We start from the raw sequence: 20,571 nt of genomic DNA on the forward strand, positions 1-20,571 counted from the left end.
ACCTACCTGTACAGCTTTTTATAATCCGAAGGGCTTACCCCTGTGTTCTTCTTGAACAGCCGGGAAAAATATTTCAAATCCCGATAACCGACCCGCTCTGCCACATCCTGCACGGAAAGCGCATCGCGGCACAGCAGCTCCTTGGATTTATTGATCCGCAGCTCGGTTAAATAATCCATAAAGTTTTGACCGGTTTCTTTTTTGAACAACGCGGAAAAATAGGTAGCGTTAAACCCCACCGCACTGCTTACATCCTCCAAGCGGAGCGCTTCCTGATAATGCTGCTGCATATACCGCTTGGCTTCCAGGATCGGCCGCGCCTCCCGCCGGGACTGCTCCTCCAACAGCTGCCCAGCCTGCTTCAGGATATCGTCCCGCAGCAGATGCAGGATATCCTGCGGGCTGCCGCACCGCCAAAACTGCTCTTCCATCCGACCGGCCAGCTCCTCCGCCACGGGGCCGTTTTGCTGCATACCATACACTGCCGCCGCCAACACCTGACGAAACCAATCCTCAATCATCTGTCCGTTCAGCGGCTCCTGCTGCAGCAGCTCGTGGCAGCTATCCTCGATCTCCTGCTGCAGGCGGTCGCGATCCAGATACTCCCCGGCCTCCTGTATCCGTTTTTTCCGTGCGGCATCCAACTGGAACCGCACGGCATATGCGGGTGGTTCACTCTCCGCATCCCGCCACGGCTGGGGGCGGCAGAGCCGGTCTCGGCACAGCCAAAGCGCCTCGCGCAAAGAATCCGCCAGCTGTTCCGGACAAGTCCTGCGGCTTCCCAGACACACGGTGCTGCGGATCTCGCGGAACAGGTCGCGCTGCTTTTCGATCTCCTTACGGATCTTGGTAAAACACCGCCGGATCTCCACCGGCTGATAGGATGGCACACTCAGCACCACCGCCACACCTTCCCGCTGCACCGCAGCAGCATACCGTCCGGTCACCCCCTGCACCTCGCGCCGGACAATCTCCAGCGTATGCTGCATCAGCAGCCGGTATCCGTCCGGATACATCCTGCTGTCGGTCATATCCGGTTTGACCAGCGCCGCAAAGCACTGATTCCCGTCCAGCCGCAGGCCGAACAGTTCCTCTGCCTGCGCAGCATCCATAAACGGCTGTCGCCGGTCCGCTGCCCGGCGCAGTGCAGCGAGCATCTGTTCTTGCCGCCGCTCACCGCTCTGCTGCAATTCCAGTTCTACCGCCGCTTCCTCACCCAGCTTGGCTTTGAGGCGCAGCAGAATGCCCTCCAATTCCTCCTGTTTGAGCGGCTTGAGCAGATAATCCTCCACACCGTATTTAATCGCATTCTGCGCATATTCAAACTGGCGGTATCCGCTGATCACGATACAGTGCAGCCGCGGCTGCACCTGTTTGGCCCGGCGGATCAGGTCGATCCCGTCGCAGCCGGGCATACGGATATCCGTGATCAGCAGCTGCGGCTGCAGCTCCTGCACCATCTCCAACGCCCGCAGGCCGTCGTTTGCAGTACCGACGATCTCGTAGCCCAGCTTATCCCAGTCGATCAGCTTGCGCATCAGCAGAATGATTTTATTTTCGTCGTCCGCTAAAACGACCTTTACCATATTTCATACCCCCGGTGGCTGTTATGCCGGATAAGAAAAGGGAAAACGTCACCGTTTTCCCTTTTCCCCTATTCATAATAACATGTTTCGGATGGTTTGCCAACCGGCTGCCGCCGCGGCAAACGAATCAAATCACTCGTAATCCGCCAGATTGTTCGCGTCGATCCAGGTATTGTCGGTGATGATCTCGGTAGTTTCGAGCTTGCCGCCGTCGAGCAGCGTTACCGCCGCTTCGATGCCGTTGGCAGCCATATCCGCGCCGTTCTGCGAAACCGTACCGGTGATGCGGCCGTCCTTGATGGCCTCAAAGCCGTCCGGCGTGCCGTCAACGCCCGCGATCACGATGCCGCTGTTTGCACCGGCTGCGTTGCCTGCGCCAACCGCCATGCCGTCGTTCTGGCAAACGATCGCGTCCAGATCATACGCAGAGAGCCAGCTCTCCACGGTAGCCTGTGCCTGTGCCGTATCCCACTGGCAGTCTGCCGGAGCAACCACCTGCTTGATATCCGGGTAGTTCTTGAGCACGTTCTCATAGCCTTCCATGCGCTGCAGGCCGCCTGCGTCGCCGGACGGACCGGTCAGGATGGCGATATTGCCCTTGCCGCCGAGCAGTTCAGCAACCTGCTGCATCTCGGTTTCACCGGCCTTGACGTTGTTGCCATAGGAAACCGCGGAAATACCGCAGTTCTGCCAATCCGTGCAGGCAGATACGATGTTGATCATCACAACACCGGCGTCAGCCGCGCTCTTGGCTGCGTCACGCAGGCCGTCCGGATCGACCGGCTCAAACAGGATCGCCTCGTAGCCTTCGGAGACGCACTGCTCGATCTGCGAGATCTGGGTCGCCGCATCCTGATCTGCGCTCAGGATGGTCAGCTCTACGCCCATTTCCTTTGCCTTGGCTTCCGCCGCCTCAGCGATCGCGATCTGGAATGCATTGGTCTGGTGCTGAGCGATCAGCGCGATCTTGTGCGCACCGCCAGCCGACGCATCGTCGCCGCCGTCGGCAGCACCGCCCTCATCCGCCGGCTTGCTGCCGCATGCCGTCATGGTCAGTGCCATCGCGCCGGCCATCAGCATAGCCAAAAATCTTTTCTTACTCATCGTTTCTTCCTCCTTAAAGAAGCTTTCTATGTCAGGGCGAGCAGCCGGAAACAGCCGTTCCCCCGTAACACCATGATAATCGGTTTAATCCTTTTTGCGTTTGCCCTTGACATCGATCAAAACAGCCAGCACAATGATTGCGCCCTTGACGATCTTCTGCCAGTGGGACGATACGCCCATGATATCCAAACCGTTGGCGATGACCGTGATCAGCAGGCAGCCGACCACAACACCCCACGGCTTGCCGACACCGCCCGACATGGAAACACCACCGACAACGCAGGCTGTAATCGCATCCATCTCGTAGCTTTCCGCTGCGGTCGGCTGTCCGATCGTGACGCGCGAGGTCATCAGGAAGCCGCACAGGCCGGCCAGCAGGCCCGCAATGGAAAAGGTGGAAATGCGGATCAGCGTGGTATTGATACCGGAAACGCGCGCCGCCTGCAAATTACCGCCACAGGCATAGACCCGGCGGCCGTAAACGGTTTTCGCCAGCACAAACGAGCAGATCGCAATGACGATGACCAAAAATACCGCAAGCATCGGCACACCGAAGAACGACTGCGCGGCAACCGCACGATATTCCTGACTGATGCCGGTAACCGGCTTGCCGTTGCACAGCAGCAGCGCCAGTCCGCGCACCGCCGTCATGGTGCCGAGCGTCATGATGAACGGCGGCAGATCGCCGATCGATACACCCACGCCGTTGATCACGCCAACCGCCAAACCAGCCAGCATGGCAATAACCAGCGGTACGATCAGCGGATACTGACCCTGTCCCAGCAGCGCGGCAACAATGCCGGTAAATGCCACCGTAGAGCCGACCGACATATCAAACCCGCCCGCAATGATGACAAACATCATGCCGAAAGACAGGATGCCATTGATGGACGCCTGTTTGAGAATATTGACCAGGTTGCTCGGCTGGATGAAGCTCGGCTTCAAACAGGTCAGCACAATCACCAGCGCGATAAAAATCACGAAGATGAAGTATTCGCTGATCAGCGACTTTACACTTTTCTTCTGTTTCATATGTACCCCTTCCTTTATACCTCGATTGCAGAGGCCAGCGTCATGATACGCTCCTGCGTGAATTCATCGCGTGCAACCTCGCCGGAGAGATTGCCCTCACACATGACCATAATGCGGTCGCACACGCCCATCAGCTCCGGGATCTCGGACGAGATCATCACGACCGCCTTGCCCTGCTGCACCAGCTTGCCGAGCAGCAGGTAAATATCGCGCTTGGCGCCAACGTCGATGCCGCGGGTCGGTTCATCCAAAATGATAATGTCCGGATCGTTCAGCAGCCACTTGGCAATAACGACCTTCTGCTGGTTGCCGCCGGACAGGTTGCCGACGATCTGATCGCCGGAAGGCGTTTTGATATTCAGCTTTTCGATATACTCCTGCGATGCGCTGCGCGCCTTGTTTTTGTTGTACAGGCCGCCCGTCAGCAGCTTTTCGATTGCTACCATGGCGATATTGTCATTAACGCTGCCGCTCAGGTTCAGGCCGGTGACCTTACGGTCCTCGGTAATCAGTGCAACGCCCTCCTTGATGATATCCTTGGGCGAATGTACCTGTACCCGCTTGCCCTTGACAAAAATCTCACCTTCGGACAGCTTGTGCATGCCGAAAATACCTTCGACCAGCTCGCTGCGTCCCGCGCCGACCAGTCCGCCGATGCCGAGGATCTCGCCCTTGCGGACCGCAAAACTCACACCCTTGACCTTGTTGTCTTCGCGCACAATATTTTTCGCTTCGAACACCACATCGCCGATCTCAGCTTCGAGCTTAGGGAACACATCGGTGATCTCACGGCCAACCATCATCTTAATGAGCTGTGCCTCATCCATATCCTTGGTATCGCCCGAACCGATATATTGTCCGTCCCGGTAGACGCTGACGCGATCGCAGATCGAAAAAATCTCATCCATACGATGCGAGATATAAATCACCGCTACGCCCTGCGCCGTCAGCCGGCGGATGTGGCCAAATAACAGCTCAACTTCACGGTCGGTGATGGCGGCTGTCGGTTCGTCCATAATGATAACCTTTGCATTCAGCGAAATCGCCTTGATGATCTCGATCAGCTGGCACTGGGCAACGGTCAGGTTGCGCAGCCGCTCTTTAGGCGAAACATGCAGGCCGCATTCCGCAATCAGGCGCTGTGCCTCCTGTATCTCCGCTTTGGTATCCACCAACCCGTTTTTCTTCAGCTCTCGTCCGACAAAGATATTCTCAAACACGGTCATATCCAGAATCGGATTCAGCTCCTGATGGATCATTGCCACGCCTTGGTCCATCGCTTCCTTCGGACTGGAGGCGCGATAGGGTTTGCCGTCAAACAGGATCTCGCCGCCCTCATCCTTGGTATAGATCCCCATCAGTATCTTCATCAGGGTGGACTTGCCTGCGCCGTTTTCCCCCATCAGCGCATGGACTTCGCCGGGCCTGACCTGTAGCTGCACATGGTCAAGCGCTTTGACACCCGGAAAGGTTTTGCTGATATCTTTCATTTCCAGTATATACTCCATGCTTTGCTTCCCTCCTTGCACTTTCTTCTTTGAGATTATTTTATCAAACTCCTGCCGATTCCAAAAGGGCTATTCTTTACATCAAGGGGGACAAATTCAAGGCGTTTGATAAAAACGTCATTTTCATCAAATACTGAGTGATGCATTTGTATATTTCGCCTGCGCCTCCCCCGTATTTGCGTGCACTTTTGCACGCATTTTCTCCACTGCACCCGACAGTCTTGATCGCCGCCGGACTGCCCGTACCATACAGATACCCCAACCGCCCGGATGATATCCCGCCTTTCGGAAGGTTTTCTGCTGCCGTGTCACATACTGTGCCGCCATTTTACGTCATATAACAAATCAGTGAATACCTGTATCGATACGGCGAAAGAGCACACGCGGCAGCAGGGCGTCCACTGCACTGCGTTCGGCAGCTTGCGAGCCGCTGCACATTACATTGGCTGCGCTGGCCGCAATCGCCAGACGGATGGTATCCGCTTCACTCATGCCCTGCTCCGCTGCAAAGACCAACGCTGCGACCATGCTGTCACCCGCGCCAACCGTACTGCCGACCGGAACGGATATCCCCTCTGCACGGTAAGCGCTGTCCGCGCTGACAAACAAAGCACCATCCCTGCCCATGGAAACAACCACACGCTCCACACCGCCCGCGATCAGCTCCCGCGCGGCAGCCAGCAATTCATCCGCCGTGGTGAGCGTGCGCCCCACCAAACGGGAAAGCTCATGGTCGTTTGGCTTGACCAGATAGGGTTTAGCCGCAAGGCCATGTGCCAACGCCTCCCCATCAGCATCCAGAAAAACCCGTGCCCCGGCAGCACGGCAAGCTGCTGTCCATACACCATAGGTATCTGCCGACGCTCCTTGCGGCAGGCTGCCCGCCAGCACCACCAGATCGCCCGGACAGAGCATCTCCACCAGATCGGCACGCATCCGGTCGAGCACGGCAGATGACACCGTCAGCCCCGGCTCATTCAATTCGGTATTGGTATGATTTTCCGGATCGACTGCCTTGATATTGGTACGTGTCTCCCCCTCGGTAAAAGTGAAGCGTCCCTCGACGCCCAGTTCCTGTATCGCATCCGCGATGCGCCGTCCGGACGCACCGCCCAGCACGCCGACCGCCGTGCTGACACCCCCAAGCTTGGCAAGAGCCTTAGAAACATTCAGTCCCTTGCCGCCCGGATCGATGCGCCAAGCGGTAATACGGTTAACCGTATCCAAAGAAAAATGGGGGATTTCCACGGTTTTATCCAGCGCGGGGTTGAGCGTTACGGTAATAATCAAGTCAAAACCTCCTGCGGTATGTGATATGTTGTATCCGAATGATATCTTTAGCATACTACGAACAACATCTGGTTTCAACTGTTACGCCGTCCTGACCGGCAATTCCTCTTTCCCATTGCAGCAGCCGCATGGCATGCAAACAACGCACCATCGGCGCAGCCGTCCGATCGCTTATGGCAATATTTTCTCCCCCAAATGGCGGGCAGCTTTTGCACAAATGATAAAGACGGGTCTCCGCCCTTGCGAAGACCCGTCTGAGACTGTCAAAAAACTTCGTTTTTCCGACAATCTATGTTTGGACTTCGCCAAACATGAACGAGCAAAAAGTTCCTATGCAGAAACTTTTTCTCTCTCAAAGTATAAAAAGTCAGGCACATGTCCTGACTTTTTATGCATTTACGCTGCAAATGCTGTTTTACGCGCGCTGCCGCGCGTATTATGGGCATCCATATTAACAAAATACTTTTTCGACAAACTGAGACGGGTCTCCGCCCTTGCGAAGACCCGTCTGCTATGATTGCTTAAAAACAGCACTTAATCCTTCAGCGCATTGCCCTTTCCATCAACATTGATCTTGCCAATCAGAAGCAGGATGCCCTCGACAAGACCCCAGATCCCTGAAACAATTGGCCCCATGAAGAAAAGAGCCCAGCCCACGGTTCCAAGCAGCACCTGAATGATCGCCTTCGTGGTGTAGCCAAGGTAAAAGTTGTGGATACCGAGACTACCCAAAAAGATGCCCAGCAGTCCGGCCACCATCTTGGATTTCGATCCTTCTTTTTTGAGCGAACAGCCGCAGCTCAGGCACACATCAGCATTCGCGTTCGTCTCCTTTCCGCAATGCGGACAGAAAGACGTCCCTTTCTCCTTGTCACAGCCACACTTTACACAAACCACCGCATTTTCGTTCATTTCGGTACCGCAATTTCTGCAAAACATTATTATGCCCCCTTGATCCTTATGTTTTCTCTATTTTGATAGCAAAAGAAAACATTCTGCGCACATGAACGCCTGCATCTGCTCTCATTTATTTGATGATACCATTTTTTACACAATTATCAATATGCCAGCTGCATAGGATTTACTGCTTTTTCTCCTTCAAATCGTCCTCCAGATACACGGTTGCAGCCCAAGCAGTGATGAGACCCCCAAGCGGAAACAGCAGGATCGCCCAGTTATTGCCTGCGCTACGTACTGTGCGGCGTTCATATTCTGTATCCGTCACCTTGCTGCCATCTTTATTGTGCTTGATTGTGCCGTCTTCATTATATACGTAGGTAATATCAGTAATATGATTCTCGCGCCGCGTTACAATGCCCGCATTCGGCAGTTGAAAGAAGAAGCCAATATTGCAGGCTGCGCTGATGCCGACAGCCACGATTGCCGCCGTGACCCAGCGCTGATATTTCTTTTTGTGCGCAACTATTTTGCAAATAACAAAAACCGTTACCAAAACGCTGGGAATCAGCAATTTCTGTGCCATCATGCTAAAAGGCAGCGCAAAAATTTGCAGCATATATGTCCCGATGACAAATCCATACAGCGGAACCGCTCCCGGAACGCTTTTCTTTGTTTTGATCTGCTCAATCAGCTTGGATATTGCAAACACCAGCAAAAGAAGGGAAATGATTGTCTTTACAGCTGATGAAACACTCCACACAACTGTCGGCACTTCCATAACCATAAAAAGCAGCGGAACGAAAAACGGCGAGTAAGCATAAAAGCCGATTACAATACCGAGCAAAGCCCATTTCACCGGCATTTTGTTGACCGGATTGCCCTTGACGATGCTTGTCTCTCTCCAGTAGCGGTTTACAGCCCAACTTGTGAGTATTGCTGCAACAGCCAAAAAAAAGAAGAGGTACATCATTTTTATCTTCTCCTTTCTGCTTCACACTGAAATTTAGTTTACGCTTACCCACGCAGCGTTTGTTCCTCTGTTTTCTACCAAATAGCATGGCGTAACGCCAATGCCGATTCCATCATTTTCTGTTTTGACAATGGCAATCGTACCAGCGATTGTTATATCATCATTAATGGAGATAGCCTCCAACAGCTTCGCTGTAAGTGCTTCAGACCATATTTCTGCGTTCTCAACGAGATCCTTCCTTCCCCCTCCGCAAGCGCCTAATGTAAACATTATTGCAAGCGCAAGCATCAATGCGACCATTTTTTCATTTTGTTCACCTCTTTTTGCATATATGATATCCGGAACCTAGTCAAATAGCAATATGCCAGCTGCATAGTTTTTCCATTTGTGTGCATTTCCCGCCCCGAGTGCATCACGAAACGCCAACGCCGCCGGTTCAATTGCGCTTCTTGAGCAGAAAGAATCGCCGAAAAATAAAAAACGCCCCGGCACATCTGCACATCCACAGCGCGTCGGGGAATTTTTTGAAAAATCGATCCATTTTGGAGCCAATCGGCAAAAAAATGCCGTTCTACTTATAAATATCTTGCTCAACTTTCAATGTATGTAAATAAAAAGCACCGAAACCACAAGATTTCGGTACTTCATGGCGGAGAGTCAGGGATTTGAACCCTGGAGACGCTCATCACGCCTACACGATTTCCAATCGTGCGCCTTCGACCACTCAGCCAACTCTCCAAGCCGAGCAACTGCTTTCGCAGAGAACGTAATATATTATATCGCAGTTCCTACTTTTCGTCAAGTGCTTTTTATATAAAATTTATACCGTGTGATACACAAAAGATATTGAAACATCAATACTTAAAAGTTACTATAATAAAATCGCATAAAACAGTCCCTATTTCAAGCAAATCACACTCAAAATGCGAACTTTCTCTTTCGGTAAATTGAGTCTTATGCTCGCTGCATCAGCTTTGCTGCCAGTACATTTTTTCTTTTTCACCAGCGTATTTCCCGTCGCTGTCAAGCCTGCCGCTATCCTAAAAACGAGCACAAATAATCAAAATATCATTTGACATTTTTATAAGCATCTTTTACATCAAATCGTTTTTGAATTTATGGCTTCCACCAATTTTTCACATTATCCATTGACAATCACTTAATATAGGATTATTCTGTTCACAAGAAATTCACCTGTTCGACGAATATGTAAAAGGCGAATTATTTCAATGCAGCAAAATGAATCTCAATCACATGAGCGGTTTCAAGCTTATGATCAACAGTGACTTATAATGAGGTGAGGTTAATGCAAATAGGCATGGATATTGGCGTAAGAACAACGGGATATTCCAAAGCGTTCGGACATTCTCCATCACGTGAAAAGTCCACTGCTTCTATTTTTTCTATGCAAAACGGCGGACAAGTATCAAGCGATGATCCTATTTACTGGAAGGATTCTGTTGATGCTTTAGGGCACTCATATAAAGATGTGTGTAATCCTTATGACATCTTGGATCAATATAAAGAGTGGAAGCAAAGCCAACCCGAAATTGATGTCCCGAACGCTGGAGGCTGGACTGCCGCCAATATGCAATTTTTACAGGAGCGCTATGGTGATATCGACAAGCTCCCTGTATTTAAGCGTCTGGAACTGATTGACGTTTTGCAAAAGATGAATATTATTAACTGCAGCGAAAACGAATTAGAATCCAAACTCATACCGGGCGGAACAGCTATTGGTCAGGATGGTTATCGCGCTGTCGCTATTGATATTGGCGGCACCATTGTCTCCTTGGAAAACGGTCAGTCCTATAAAAACAAAGCTGAATATTGGAGCCATTATAATAGCTTTTCCGAATTCGAAAAACGTTTTTGGGGAGACTCTCCGCTAAACTCTCTTATTACCCTTGATGATGTTCTCAAATGGGCGGAAAGTTTTTGATCTCTATTCTATTCAATGCTTCAAATATTCAATACTTCAAAAGATTTTCAGTTTATATCCGAGAATTTTGCAATAACTGCAATGAACGTTTTGAAACAGTCATGACATACGCTGCACAGCCGCGTAGCCAGCGCCGCTTTTGCCAGTGTATTTGCCGTACTGCTGATTACGTCCTACGCAGTTCTGCCGCAGTCGAAGTTTGAAGCGCCAAGCAGCACCGAACCGGGTGCAATAGATTTTGACAACAGCACAGCATATCTCAAGCAAGATCATGTGGGGAATATTGGATTGGCCTTTGAACGATGAAGAAATGATTAAGGGGGATGCCTATGATTGCATTAAAAAATCCACATAAAACCGAAAGGCAGAACACCTCACCGCATTAGCGGTGTGCCGGATTTATGTGGATATAGATAGTATAGCTGATTTTATAGTATATCACAAGTTTATCATACAGATTCTCAATGACTAATATATAAAATGATTTAGGCAATTTTGTTAATATCAACAAGGAGAATATATGATCTATCGCAAATTGATTAAAGCTATCTGCTTGATAGCTTCACCCTATATCGCATTTGCCTTAGCTGGAAAATATACATTCAGCACTCCGCTACCTCAGTTCACACATCATACTGGCGATATATTAGGTATTCTCAACTGTGTTTCGCTATATTGGATTATAACTATTATTTTTCGTGAAAAACAAACTAAGGAGTAAATTTAGAAAAAGCGAATGCATACAGTACGAAACGATAACAGAGCTCTATCCCATCTTTCAGAAGAATATACTCTGCGGTCAGTATCGAAATGACCGCAGAGTATAGAAAGTATATTTACAAGGGGATACTCTGATTCACGAAAAAACTCTTCATTTCCACAAAATCATTAAGAGCCACAAGATACTCTCCAACATGTGACAACAAGTTCATTGCGCATATTACTTTAATAACAGCCACAGCATTCATTGCTGCGGCGATACTTTCTACCGAGTGTGGGGGTGATGGTGTGTCGACTTGGATTCTCGTAACATTGTCCGCTATAGCCAGCATATGTTTGAAACATCTCAAGCAGCTGCAAAATATGCAAAGAAAATGGACTGATCGGTTACGTGTATCTTCGCTTTCTCGATCGCAATTATGGTTATGCAGCAGAGCGATATTACCTATGTTGCTTATCGATTTCTGCATTGCGGACTGGTTTCCAACCATATCAATGCCAATCGGCTGTATCATTGCTATCTTTACGGCATATACCGTTATTCAATGTGCGGTGTTCTTATTTTCTTTGGCAGCATACGAGGTCGTCACAGAAAATAAATAATGTTCTAAGATTTGCAGCAAAAAAGATCACAGGCAAATGTCCTGTGGTCTTTTTTACGCTCCTGTATCTGTAAGGACGGCAGTTTATATATCATCTTGCAAGAACTTTTTCTTTCACATGGGACACTTTTTCTGATAATACGCAGCGTGTAAACACTGCGAGACACCCATGGGATACCGCAAGACGCAAAAGAGAGGGAACCGGTTTCCCTGTTCCCTCTCAAAAGTGCTTGTTTATCCGGTTTTATTAGCCGAAGTAACGCTGCAGCAGGCCCTCGAAAGCCTTGCCGTGGCGAGCCTCGTCCGGTGACAGATTGCACTTTATGCAACGATCCGTCCATACTGAGAACTCAGCGTATTCCAATTAAATCGTGCCCACACTTTGCCCACAAAAAACACGCTCTGCAAATCCAGTACCGAGTCAGGCTCCACAGGGGAAATGCTTACTTATTCTGGCTCGCTGCTGATTTAGCTTTGGATCGGTGCCGCGTGGCTTTTTTAGTCACGTGATCGTACTCGATAATACCGGCATCCATATCACGAATAAAGTCCTCTACCGCGATGGTAGCCACCTTGGTGCTGCCCAGCTTGACCGCCCGCAGCAGCTTGACACTGATTAGGTCATACACCATGTTCTTATTGACCTTCAAAATCTTCGCTACCTGTGGGACCGTCAGAAACTCACAGTTGGTCTGGCGTACTTCTTCTACCGCAGCTCGGGTTTGTTCGTTCATTGCATTCATGCTCATGCACCTCCTACAAAAAGTATAGATGGCGCAGGAGCATTTCGCAAAAAATTACACGTTCAGTCTGGCCAAGCAGGGGGATTCTCGTCCAGAGCCTTGACCTCATCAACCGTTAATCCCAAAGAGGATGCAATTTCCTCATAAGACAGTTTGCCCAAAGCAAGGAATGAACGAGCTGCTTTAATAGCGTTTTCCTTAACAGCTTCATTTCTCATATCTTCCATAGCTTTGCACATAGTCGCAACTCCTTCCTGATCTTCTTTGAAATAGCGAACTCTGTCCGCCAGAATTTGATAATGCATCTGTTCAGCGCTGGTGCAAGAGAAATCGTGCATGAGCTGCCCCAGAGCTGTATCATCCTTGATTTGGGCGTTCACATACAGGATATGCGACTCATCTCCAAATAATGCGCCAGTTTCCTTGATCGTTCGGTCAATGTGATAGATTGGCTGACCACCGCCCAGCACATCATGTTCGGTAATGAAGATGACATAGGTTTCGTTCAGCTTCTCATATTCATCGCCAGGCTCAGTAACATTGGCATCGATCAAGCTGCTGTTGTATCGGGCGCGCTTGACGCCTGCACCCTTATCACTGCGCTGCACCTCAATGTTGTAGACACGGTTCGCTTCATCCACTGCCAAAATATCCAGCCGTACAGATCGCCCCTGCAAATTCTTAATATCGTGTTGGCCGTGAACACATTGCACCCGTAAGTCGGTACGTTGCAAAAGGATTTGGAGCAAAAACTCGGCACAGGCTGTATCCTCAAATACCTTGTTCATGAAGTCGTCGTCAAGCAGGCGAAGACCACGTAGACGTTGTAAGTCCTCTGCATGCTTGCGCTCGAAATTCAAGTCACGCATGTTTTCACATCCTATCTCATTTATAATATAACACGGAAATACTATCGGTTCAAGCCGTGACTTTTGAACTTTTAGGAGAAGCTATCCTGTCAACTGGCTCTGTAATGCTGCGCATAAAACATTTTTATGCGCGGAACTATTCTGACTGCACACCCGGAAGTTCCACCGTTTTTCCATCGAACGCCTCAACAAATTCTAATAGTGCCTTACGGCTTACCTTGCGGCTTCCCAGCTTCATGGAACGTAGATATCCGCAGCGAATTAAATCGTATACCATGTTCTTATTGACCCGCAAAAGCTTTGCAACCTCCGGCACCGTATATAACACATCCCGGCATGCAAGTATTTCAACGGCAATTTCATTTGCCTGCTTTCTTTGTTCTTGTAAAGACATATTTTACTCCTATTGAATCGGGGCAGGGACGCTATGTGATCGGAGCATCCCTGCCATTTTATATACATTGTCGTTCTCCCCGCATCCTGTTCCTGATGGACTGCCTTGTGTGACAGCTCATCGTATATGCAGCACATTGGCACGCTCACTTCTTATCCTCCTCACTGAAGGTCGTGGCATGCTTCCCCTGTGCAGTATCCGATACGGACGATCATATTGTTTTCAAGGTTCACGGCAAACAAGGTAGCTGCTTTATCTGCCTTTCACAAAAGACGATCCTTCGTCCTTTGTGAAAGACGGACAATGATAGAACAGCCGCCGTATCAGCGGCTGTTCTGCCGAATGCCGCTATTCCAGATTAAAATTTTCAAGAACCACAATCATAAGTTTCAGTTGAAGCTCATGATACAGTTCTTCATCATAGCAGGTATAGACTCTACCACTGGCATCATACAATTCAAATTGACACAGCTCCAACATATATCCCTTATAATGCTCCAAAACTTTTTCAAGTGCCGTTTGGTCACCAGATTTTGCGCGGAGAATAGTATCAATATCTACTCTACGCACGATTGCCTGTTTCGCTTTGCTTTTGTCTTTCAATGCTCTTCCTCATTTCCTGCAATGTTTTCATACGGGCTTTCTGAATCGTACTACGGGCAACATGAAGTCGTATTCCAACTTTTTGATCTGTCCATCCGAGAAAGTAAAACAAGAGAATGATTTTTCGTTCCCGAGGAGAAAGCATTTGCAATGCCTTTGCTAATGTATCGCTCTTAATCCAAAACGTCCGACCAAATTCAGAAATTTCCTGAAATTCATTGCATATAATATAGTCTGTATGAGATGCTTCAGGATGTAAAGCAAGGACTGTGTCAGTAAAAAGGATTTCTTGTTCCTTGCGTCGTTCCTTTCTTCTCATCCAATCCCTTGCTTTATTTCGTAAAACCGTCTTGCAAAAACTGTCAAACTTTCCCTCATTCCGATTGATGTATGCTCTGGAATATCGCACAAATTCACCCCCTCCCGCACGATCTCATTGCCGGAGATGGGTTCTTTCTTGTTCGGATACTAACTAATACGTTTCAGCAAACGCGCTTTGCCACCTTCATCAAATTTTTATAAAATAATTTTCAACCGTTCTTATGGAAAAGGCAGCGCGGTTTATTAGCCGTCCTGTCTCCTGTAAATTGTAGTGCCTTATGATAGAGGAAATTCATGATATAAATAAAAATTGATTCCCATGCGCTATAAACTGAACTGCTTCATCTTGTGCGGACAGTACAAAAAGAGCCCTGATAGTAAAAATGAGTTTTAGTCAGAGAGGCACTGTGCCAGCGGCAGCTCTCCAATTTTTAATTAGGTGCGCTCATAGCTATAAAAGTGAATACGCCCTGCTTGGTGTGGATATAGGATATGTCTGTTACCCATTTGCTGTTGAGTTTTCCCCTCTGCCACCATTGTCTTGATTCAGATAGCAGGGGTTGAACATGTGTGTAATTTCGTTTCTTCATAACAAAGTCCCCCGATGTAGTACTTACATTTTCCTACATTAGGGGGGCTTTTGTCATTGCCCGTTTTTTCTTGACCTATTCATTTCAATTCTGCGAGGGATCCTTAAAATATTTCCCCAATATACTTATCCGCTATTATATATTTATCCATTTACACCATTAATACGCTTATTTATACTATGAATATGCAAACGACAGACGCGCCAATAAACAAGTCTCTTAGAGATAATCCCGCACGCGTCAGCCACAACAAGAAAGCGTTTGTGACTAACAAATGGGACGCTTCATTCTTTTTTCATAGCACTTGCATCATTTCAAGTATAATTCCATCCGGATCTTTGAAATAGAAGGCTTTACTTTCTCCAAATCCTTGTGAAGTGAAATTGAAATGTTGAGGTTCAGATAAGCACTCTACATTGTTTTCAATAAAATGCTTATAAGTCAAATCAATATCATCAGTATAAAAACACAGTTCAGAGATAGATGTAGTGAATAAATCTGACTGCATCTTATTGACCGCATTATCTACAAACTGAATAAGTTCAACCGGTGGAGATTCAACATTCTTAGAACCGTTTAAATAAGCAATCCGTGCTTTACAGTTTCGCCTATGAAATAATTTATCAGTTTCCTCACCCGCCATCATTAATTCTCCTTGGAATTCAAGCCCAAGAATGTCTCTATAAAAAGCAACCGACCTATCCAAATTTGACACTGTTAATCCAACGTGATATATTCTTCCAACCATTTATTGTATATCTCCTTAAAGATTTTCCATACTTCTGTTTTCATTACACAACTGTATTCATAAATCTTACCGGTACTATATCAAAAGAATTTCGGTATGATTCTGATGCAAAATAGTACGGTAATTTTCGGGTACATCATCCGCAATCAGGTATTGAAATGCATCGAGATCGGCAACAGGATACATAGCAATTTGACCAAATTTGTGACTATCTGCCATCAAGTACCAAGATCGTGCGATAGACGGTAGATTCCGATAAATATGAGTCGAAACAATGGAATGTACTGTAAGTCCAGCCTGTAAATCAATACCCGAGATACTCGTAAATGCTTTTGAAACGAAAACATGATTTGTGAAGGTGTTCGGGTTCTCAGGACTTGAGAATAAGGTGTGAGCATCTGTGGATGTCACTTCTCCACCGAGAAGATATACACGAGCATCGGTCTTCAACAGATCATTTAGCGCAGTAATATTATTAGTTACTATCGATAGGTTATGAAAGCGCTCGAGGAGCTTGGCTAGATAGCAGCAGGTTTGCCCAGATCCCAAAAAAATGCTGTCACCATCTTGTATTTCTTCGCAAGCGCGTTCAGCCAAAGCAATTCGTGTCCTATCTTTCGCATTAGATAGCGAAGAAGGTAAAGCACAATCAGCCAGCACCGCACCACCGTAAATGCGCTTGGCAATACCCTCGTCCTCTAGCTGCTGCAAATCTTTCCGAATGGTAACACGACTAATGTCAAATTGAACACTCAAATCGTTGACTAACACTTTTTTTTGTGTAAAAAGCAACTTCCTTATTTCTTCAATACGACTTGTCATAGTATATTCTCCTTCCTTCTTTTAATATAAACGAAATAAAACAAAATGTCAATTCGAAATAATCGAAATCGAAAGAAAGCGAAAGTTGAAATAAAAACATGATGATGGTATGATGAAATCAACAAGAGAACGAAAGTCAAAAGGAGGAATACATCATGAAAAATGTGCAGAATCGGAGCATCGAGCTGTTATTGGTCGGACGTGCAGGAATCGACCTAAACACTACAAAAGCAGGCTGCGCTTTTGCAGATATTCCAGCATTCACAAAATCTGTAGGCGGTTCGCCTGCAAATATCGTGCAAGGAGCTGCGCGTTTAGGACTAAAAACGGGTTTTCTTGGAAAAGTAGCGCATGATGGTATGGGAGAATATATTCTATCCACTTTTCAGGCACAAGATATCGAAACCAAGGGAATTGTGATCGATCAAACAGGGGCTCGTAACTGTATTGCAGTAACAGAGATCATCAGCGCCGAAGAGAGTGGTGGCTATGCAACCGGCGGAGATGCATTCCATCATGGAACTTATCTATATCGGCTGGGGACAGCTGATATGCTATATTCTCCTGAAGAGGTAGATCGCGATATGATTGCTTCATCGAAATCCGTGATGCTTTCTGGTACTGCTTTCTCCCAATCCCCTTCACGTGAAGCAATGTTTAGAATATTGCAACTGGCACGAGATTTTGGAACTATGACCGTTTTAGATATTGATTACAGACCGTTTGGCTGGGCATCAAAAGATGAAACTGCACATTGCTACGGACAAGTGATAAAACAGTGTGATATTGTTATTGGTAATCGAGAAGAATTTGATGCTGTTGAATATCTCACCATGCCGGGCAACAAAGACAATGCCAAATCGGCACAGGCATTATTGGATATGGGTGTGAAACTGGTCGTTGTTAAGGATGGTGCAAATGGATCGACAGCATACTCATCTGACGGTAGAGTATTACGTTGCGGTAGCATTCCGACTCCAGCAGTAAAGACTTTTGGTTCTGGTGATGCATACGCGGCAGGATTGATGTATGGCATCCTGAGAGAAAGCAATTTAGAGTATGCGATGCAGCTTGGCACAGCTTGCGCTTCATTAGCGCTGAAAACAATCAGCTGTGGAGATGCAATGCCTAATTTACAAGCCGCAGAGCGTCATCGTGCACAGCACAAAAAGGAGATGATGCCATGAAATGGGAACATGATTATGTTACACAAGCAGCACAGCAGCAGCGTATCGTTGCAGGATTTAACATATTTGGATATGAAGATGCGCAAGCTGTAATTCGCGCTGCTGAACGCGCTACTTGTCCGGTTTTACTAATGATCAACCGTGATGCACGTACAGTAATGGCAGTTGAACATTGGGCAGCACTGCTGAACTCTTTAGCGGAATCTTCGAGGGTACCTGTCGGCATTCATCTGGACCATTGCACCGAAACAGAAACCATCATTCGCGCGATTGACAGTGGATTTACTTCTGTTATGTTTGATGGTTCACACATTCCGATAACAGAAAATTTGAAGATCACGCAAGATATCGCGCAGTATGCACATAAAAAAAACGTATTTTTAGAAGCCGAACTTGGAACCGTACCATATAGCGATATCGGAGAAACCGAAATAAATCTAACCGATCCGGAAGAAGCACGAGAAATGCAGGAGCAGACACAGGTCGATTGGCTCGCTGTTTCGGTTGGCAATATCCATCGTTTAGCCACCCGTAAGGTTTCAATTCAATTTCCTGTTTTGCAGCAAATTGAACACAAATGCCAACTACCTCTGGTAATTCACGGAGCAAGCGGCATCAGGGACGAGGAAATTTCACAGCTCAAGCAAACCCGGGTTGGAAAAATGAATTTTGGAACCGTTTTACGAAAGACCTTTGCTGATTGCTTACGTTCCGAAATGAAAGCCCAGCCCGATGAGTTCGATCGCCTGCGCTTATTCAACCATCCAATTGCACAGGTAGAAGAACAGGCACTTCACATCATTAAAATGCTATGGCAGGAGGAGAACTAACATGAAAATTCATCAGCAGGAGCCTTTTTCGATTGGTTATCACCCAATTACAGAATTAAGCGGCAAGTATAGTGAGATGATGATGGATTTTGGTATTCTTAAGCTTTCCGCAGGCATGGAATTTGAAGATAGCCTGCCGCTTGAACGTGTATTTGTTTTGCTTTACGGTGAAATTGAAGTCGAGTTCAATGGAAAAATCGTAAAGGGTACTCGACTCACCTACACAAACGATACGATCTGGAGTGTAAACCTGCCCAAGGATATCCCTGTCAAATTGCGTGGTATTGCAAAAGAGAGCGAAATTGCAGTAATTCGAACCGAAAACGAACGTGATTTCATGCCGGTAATCCGCGCCCAGGATGATATTGTGGAAGAAGTGCGTGGCCAAGGTTTTATGAACGAGGCTGGTACTCGTATTGTGCGAACAGCACAAGATGTAAAACTTTCACCGGAATCCAATATTATGTTTGGGGAAGATATGCACTATCCCGGAAAATGGTCCGGTTTTCCATCTCATTCACATGCACAGCCGGAGATTTACTTTTATAAGTTTTATCCTCAAAACGGTTTTGGTCTGCTGCGATTGGGGGATGAAGGCGTTCTGTTGGAACATAATGATACCGTTTTGATTGAACCTAACAAAGTTCATCCACAGGTTGCTGCCCCTGGCTATGCTATGTATTACCTTTGGATCATTCGACATCTGGAAGGAAATCCGTATATTAAACCGGATTTCGACCCGCAGCATCTGTGGGTAGAACAATCTGGCGCAAAATACTGGCCTGATTCCTGCGAAATAAGAGAGTAAAGGAGGACTTGCACATGTTAGGTAAGGCATTACATACAAAATCAATTTGGAAAAGCAATCTAATGACTGACATTCGTCTGGCCAGCGAAGCTGGATTTGGCGCAATGGAAGTTGCCGCAAGCAAAGTATGGGACTACTTGTCCTCTGGAAGTCCATTAAGCGATGTGACGGAACGACTGGAACAATATAATATGCAGATCATCAGCATCAATGATATTGCCAATGTGGAGCGAACAGACGATGATGCCGTGCGGAATACACTGGCAGAAACAGAAAAGTTGTCTGCAGTCGCACAGCAGCTGGGTTGTGATTGCATACAGCTTGTCCCACTGTTGGCTCTGGAAGGTCGTTCGGAAGATGAAGTGATTGAACTGACCGCAAAAAATATTGCACGTATCTGTGACATTGGTGCGAAATACGGCGTGCGCTTCCAATTAGAGCCTGTTGGTTGGTCACCGATCAACTCGCTTCGCCTGACGCAGAAGCTGATTCGAGCAGTTGGAAAGGATAACTTTGGCAGCGTCATTGACTTTTTTCATCTGTTTGTCGGCGGTGATACCACACCGGACGATGTGCGGCATTTTGATCCTAATCGTATTTATCACATTCACTTCTGTGACTGCAGGCTTCCCAAGGAAGGAGAATCCTTCGATGAGACTATTCTGCGTGGTATGTACGCTGGTGAAGGTGAAGTCCCTATTGAAGAGTGGGTACAAGCAGTCAAAGACACTGGCTATGATGGCTGGTGGAGCTACGAGTTGGTTAGCGCCAGACATTGGCAGTGTGATGTAGCAGAAGTTGCTGCAGAAGCTAGCCGCCTTCTTGATAAATATGTATTAAATCCAAAATAGAGAATATACAACAAGGAGATCGTGATATGGCGCAGGATATTATCATTGCACTGCTGTCAGCCGCATTAATTCTTGCCGGACGTTTTTCCATGGCTGACAAAGCATTCTATCTAAATAATGAGTTCAAAGAAGAATATGATTACCGTTGAGA

Annotated in this window: 21 protein-coding genes and 1 tRNA gene; 6 read left to right on the forward strand and 16 right to left on the reverse strand. The window is 47.4% G+C overall.

The annotated features are described in order from the left end of the window. Positions 1 to 2: 2 nt before the first annotated feature. The 9 genes from T363_RS0104805 to T363_RS0104845 all read right to left on the reverse strand — a co-directional run bounded on the left by T363_RS0104805 (position 3) and on the right by T363_RS0104845 (position 9,128). Positions 3 to 1,586 (reverse strand): response regulator, encoded by a 1,584-nt coding sequence (locus T363_RS0104805; protein ID WP_031473761.1) that lies wholly within the window; start codon positions 1,584 to 1,586, stop codon positions 3 to 5. A gap of 132 nt (positions 1,587 to 1,718) precedes the next feature. Continuing rightward, entirely contained in the window at positions 1,719 to 2,690 is a 972-nt protein-coding gene (locus T363_RS0104810) for a sugar ABC transporter substrate-binding protein (RefSeq protein ID WP_031473763.1), read from the reverse strand. A gap of 84 nt (positions 2,691 to 2,774) precedes the next feature. Next, complete coding sequence (locus tag T363_RS0104815; protein ID WP_031473765.1) at positions 2,775 to 3,722, reverse strand: ABC transporter permease; 948 nt, start codon at positions 3,720 to 3,722, stop codon at positions 2,775 to 2,777. A 14-nt stretch (positions 3,723 to 3,736) separates the two neighbouring features. Further along, positions 3,737 to 5,230: a sugar ABC transporter ATP-binding protein gene (locus tag T363_RS0104820; protein WP_031473767.1), complete on the reverse strand. Its 1,494-nt coding sequence runs from the start codon at positions 5,228 to 5,230 to the stop codon at positions 3,737 to 3,739. 345 nt (positions 5,231 to 5,575) lie between these two features. Beyond that, positions 5,576 to 6,520, reverse strand: coding sequence for a 1-phosphofructokinase (gene pfkB / locus T363_RS0104825; RefSeq protein ID WP_031473769.1), 945 nt, complete (start codon positions 6,518 to 6,520; stop codon positions 5,576 to 5,578). Between the two features lie 534 nt (positions 6,521 to 7,054). Then, complete coding sequence (locus T363_RS0104830; protein ID WP_031473771.1) at positions 7,055 to 7,459, reverse strand: TM2 domain-containing protein; 405 nt, start codon at positions 7,457 to 7,459, stop codon at positions 7,055 to 7,057. A gap of 142 nt (positions 7,460 to 7,601) precedes the next feature. Further along, positions 7,602 to 8,390, reverse strand: coding sequence for a hypothetical protein (locus tag T363_RS0104835; protein WP_031473773.1), 789 nt, complete (start codon positions 8,388 to 8,390; stop codon positions 7,602 to 7,604). A 33-nt stretch (positions 8,391 to 8,423) separates the two neighbouring features. Continuing rightward, positions 8,424 to 8,690, reverse strand: a complete 267-nt coding sequence (locus T363_RS0104840) for a hypothetical protein (RefSeq protein ID WP_031473775.1) — start codon at positions 8,688 to 8,690, stop codon at positions 8,424 to 8,426. Between the two features lie 347 nt (positions 8,691 to 9,037). Beyond that, positions 9,038 to 9,128, reverse strand: a tRNA-Ser gene (locus T363_RS0104845). 568 nt (positions 9,129 to 9,696) lie between these two features. Here T363_RS0104845 and T363_RS0104850 point away from each other — a divergent pair. Continuing rightward, entirely contained in the window at positions 9,697 to 10,332 is a 636-nt protein-coding gene (locus T363_RS0104850) for a hypothetical protein (RefSeq protein ID WP_031473777.1), read from the forward strand. Positions 10,333 to 12,097: 1,765 nt separating this feature from the next. Here T363_RS0104850 and T363_RS0104860 read toward each other — a convergent pair. The 7 genes from T363_RS0104860 to T363_RS0104885 form a co-directional block, all read right to left on the reverse strand. Continuing rightward, positions 12,098 to 12,397, reverse strand: a complete 300-nt coding sequence (locus tag T363_RS0104860) for a helix-turn-helix domain-containing protein (protein ID WP_031473781.1) — start codon at positions 12,395 to 12,397, stop codon at positions 12,098 to 12,100. A gap of 62 nt (positions 12,398 to 12,459) precedes the next feature. After that, complete coding sequence (locus T363_RS0104865; RefSeq protein WP_031473783.1) at positions 12,460 to 13,266, reverse strand: PD-(D/E)XK nuclease family transposase; 807 nt, start codon at positions 13,264 to 13,266, stop codon at positions 12,460 to 12,462. Positions 13,267 to 13,402: 136 nt separating this feature from the next. Continuing rightward, on the reverse strand, positions 13,403 to 13,660 hold the full coding sequence (locus T363_RS0104870; RefSeq protein WP_078096913.1) for a helix-turn-helix domain-containing protein: 258 nt from the start codon (positions 13,658 to 13,660) through the stop codon (positions 13,403 to 13,405). 348 nt (positions 13,661 to 14,008) lie between these two features. Continuing rightward, positions 14,009 to 14,263, reverse strand: a complete 255-nt coding sequence (locus T363_RS0104875) for a helix-turn-helix domain-containing protein (RefSeq protein WP_051643101.1) — start codon at positions 14,261 to 14,263, stop codon at positions 14,009 to 14,011. Continuing rightward, positions 14,223 to 14,672: an RNA polymerase sigma factor gene (locus T363_RS15475; protein WP_078096914.1), complete on the reverse strand. Its 450-nt coding sequence runs from the start codon at positions 14,670 to 14,672 to the stop codon at positions 14,223 to 14,225. The genes T363_RS0104875 and T363_RS15475 overlap by 41 nt, the downstream gene beginning before the upstream one ends. A gap of 797 nt (positions 14,673 to 15,469) precedes the next feature. Next, a complete protein-coding gene (locus T363_RS0104880) occupies positions 15,470 to 15,922 on the reverse strand; it encodes a VOC family protein (RefSeq protein ID WP_031473789.1) in 453 nt (150 codons plus the stop codon). A gap of 75 nt (positions 15,923 to 15,997) precedes the next feature. Next, positions 15,998 to 16,744: a DeoR/GlpR family DNA-binding transcription regulator gene (locus T363_RS0104885; protein WP_031473791.1), complete on the reverse strand. Its 747-nt coding sequence runs from the start codon at positions 16,742 to 16,744 to the stop codon at positions 15,998 to 16,000. A gap of 155 nt (positions 16,745 to 16,899) precedes the next feature. Between T363_RS0104885 and iolC the strand changes: the two genes are divergently transcribed. The 5 genes from iolC to T363_RS16690 are packed head-to-tail and all read left to right on the forward strand — an operon-like array spanning position 16,900 to position 20,569. Continuing rightward, on the forward strand, positions 16,900 to 17,931 hold the full coding sequence (gene iolC / locus T363_RS0104890; RefSeq protein ID WP_031473793.1) for a 5-dehydro-2-deoxygluconokinase: 1,032 nt from the start codon (positions 16,900 to 16,902) through the stop codon (positions 17,929 to 17,931). Continuing rightward, positions 17,928 to 18,761: a class II fructose-bisphosphate aldolase gene (locus T363_RS0104895; protein ID WP_031473795.1), complete on the forward strand. Its 834-nt coding sequence runs from the start codon at positions 17,928 to 17,930 to the stop codon at positions 18,759 to 18,761. The genes iolC and T363_RS0104895 overlap by 4 nt, the downstream gene beginning before the upstream one ends. 1 nt (position 18,762) lies before the next feature. Beyond that, positions 18,763 to 19,569 carry a 5-deoxy-glucuronate isomerase gene (locus tag T363_RS0104900; protein WP_031473797.1) on the forward strand — a complete coding sequence of 269 codons (807 nt, stop codon included), beginning with the start codon at positions 18,763 to 18,765 and terminating at the stop codon, positions 19,567 to 19,569. A gap of 14 nt (positions 19,570 to 19,583) precedes the next feature. Then, positions 19,584 to 20,420 carry a sugar phosphate isomerase/epimerase family protein gene (locus T363_RS0104905; protein WP_031473799.1) on the forward strand — a complete coding sequence of 279 codons (837 nt, stop codon included), beginning with the start codon at positions 19,584 to 19,586 and terminating at the stop codon, positions 20,418 to 20,420. A 26-nt stretch (positions 20,421 to 20,446) separates the two neighbouring features. Then, positions 20,447 to 20,569: a hypothetical protein gene (locus tag T363_RS16690; RefSeq protein WP_278246989.1), complete on the forward strand. Its 123-nt coding sequence runs from the start codon at positions 20,447 to 20,449 to the stop codon at positions 20,567 to 20,569. Positions 20,570 to 20,571 lie beyond the last annotated feature (2 nt).

Origin of the sequence: Agathobaculum desmolans ATCC 43058, from assembly GCF_000701665.1 — a bacterium.
Lineage (GTDB): Bacteria > Bacillota > Clostridia > Oscillospirales > Butyricicoccaceae > Agathobaculum > Agathobaculum desmolans.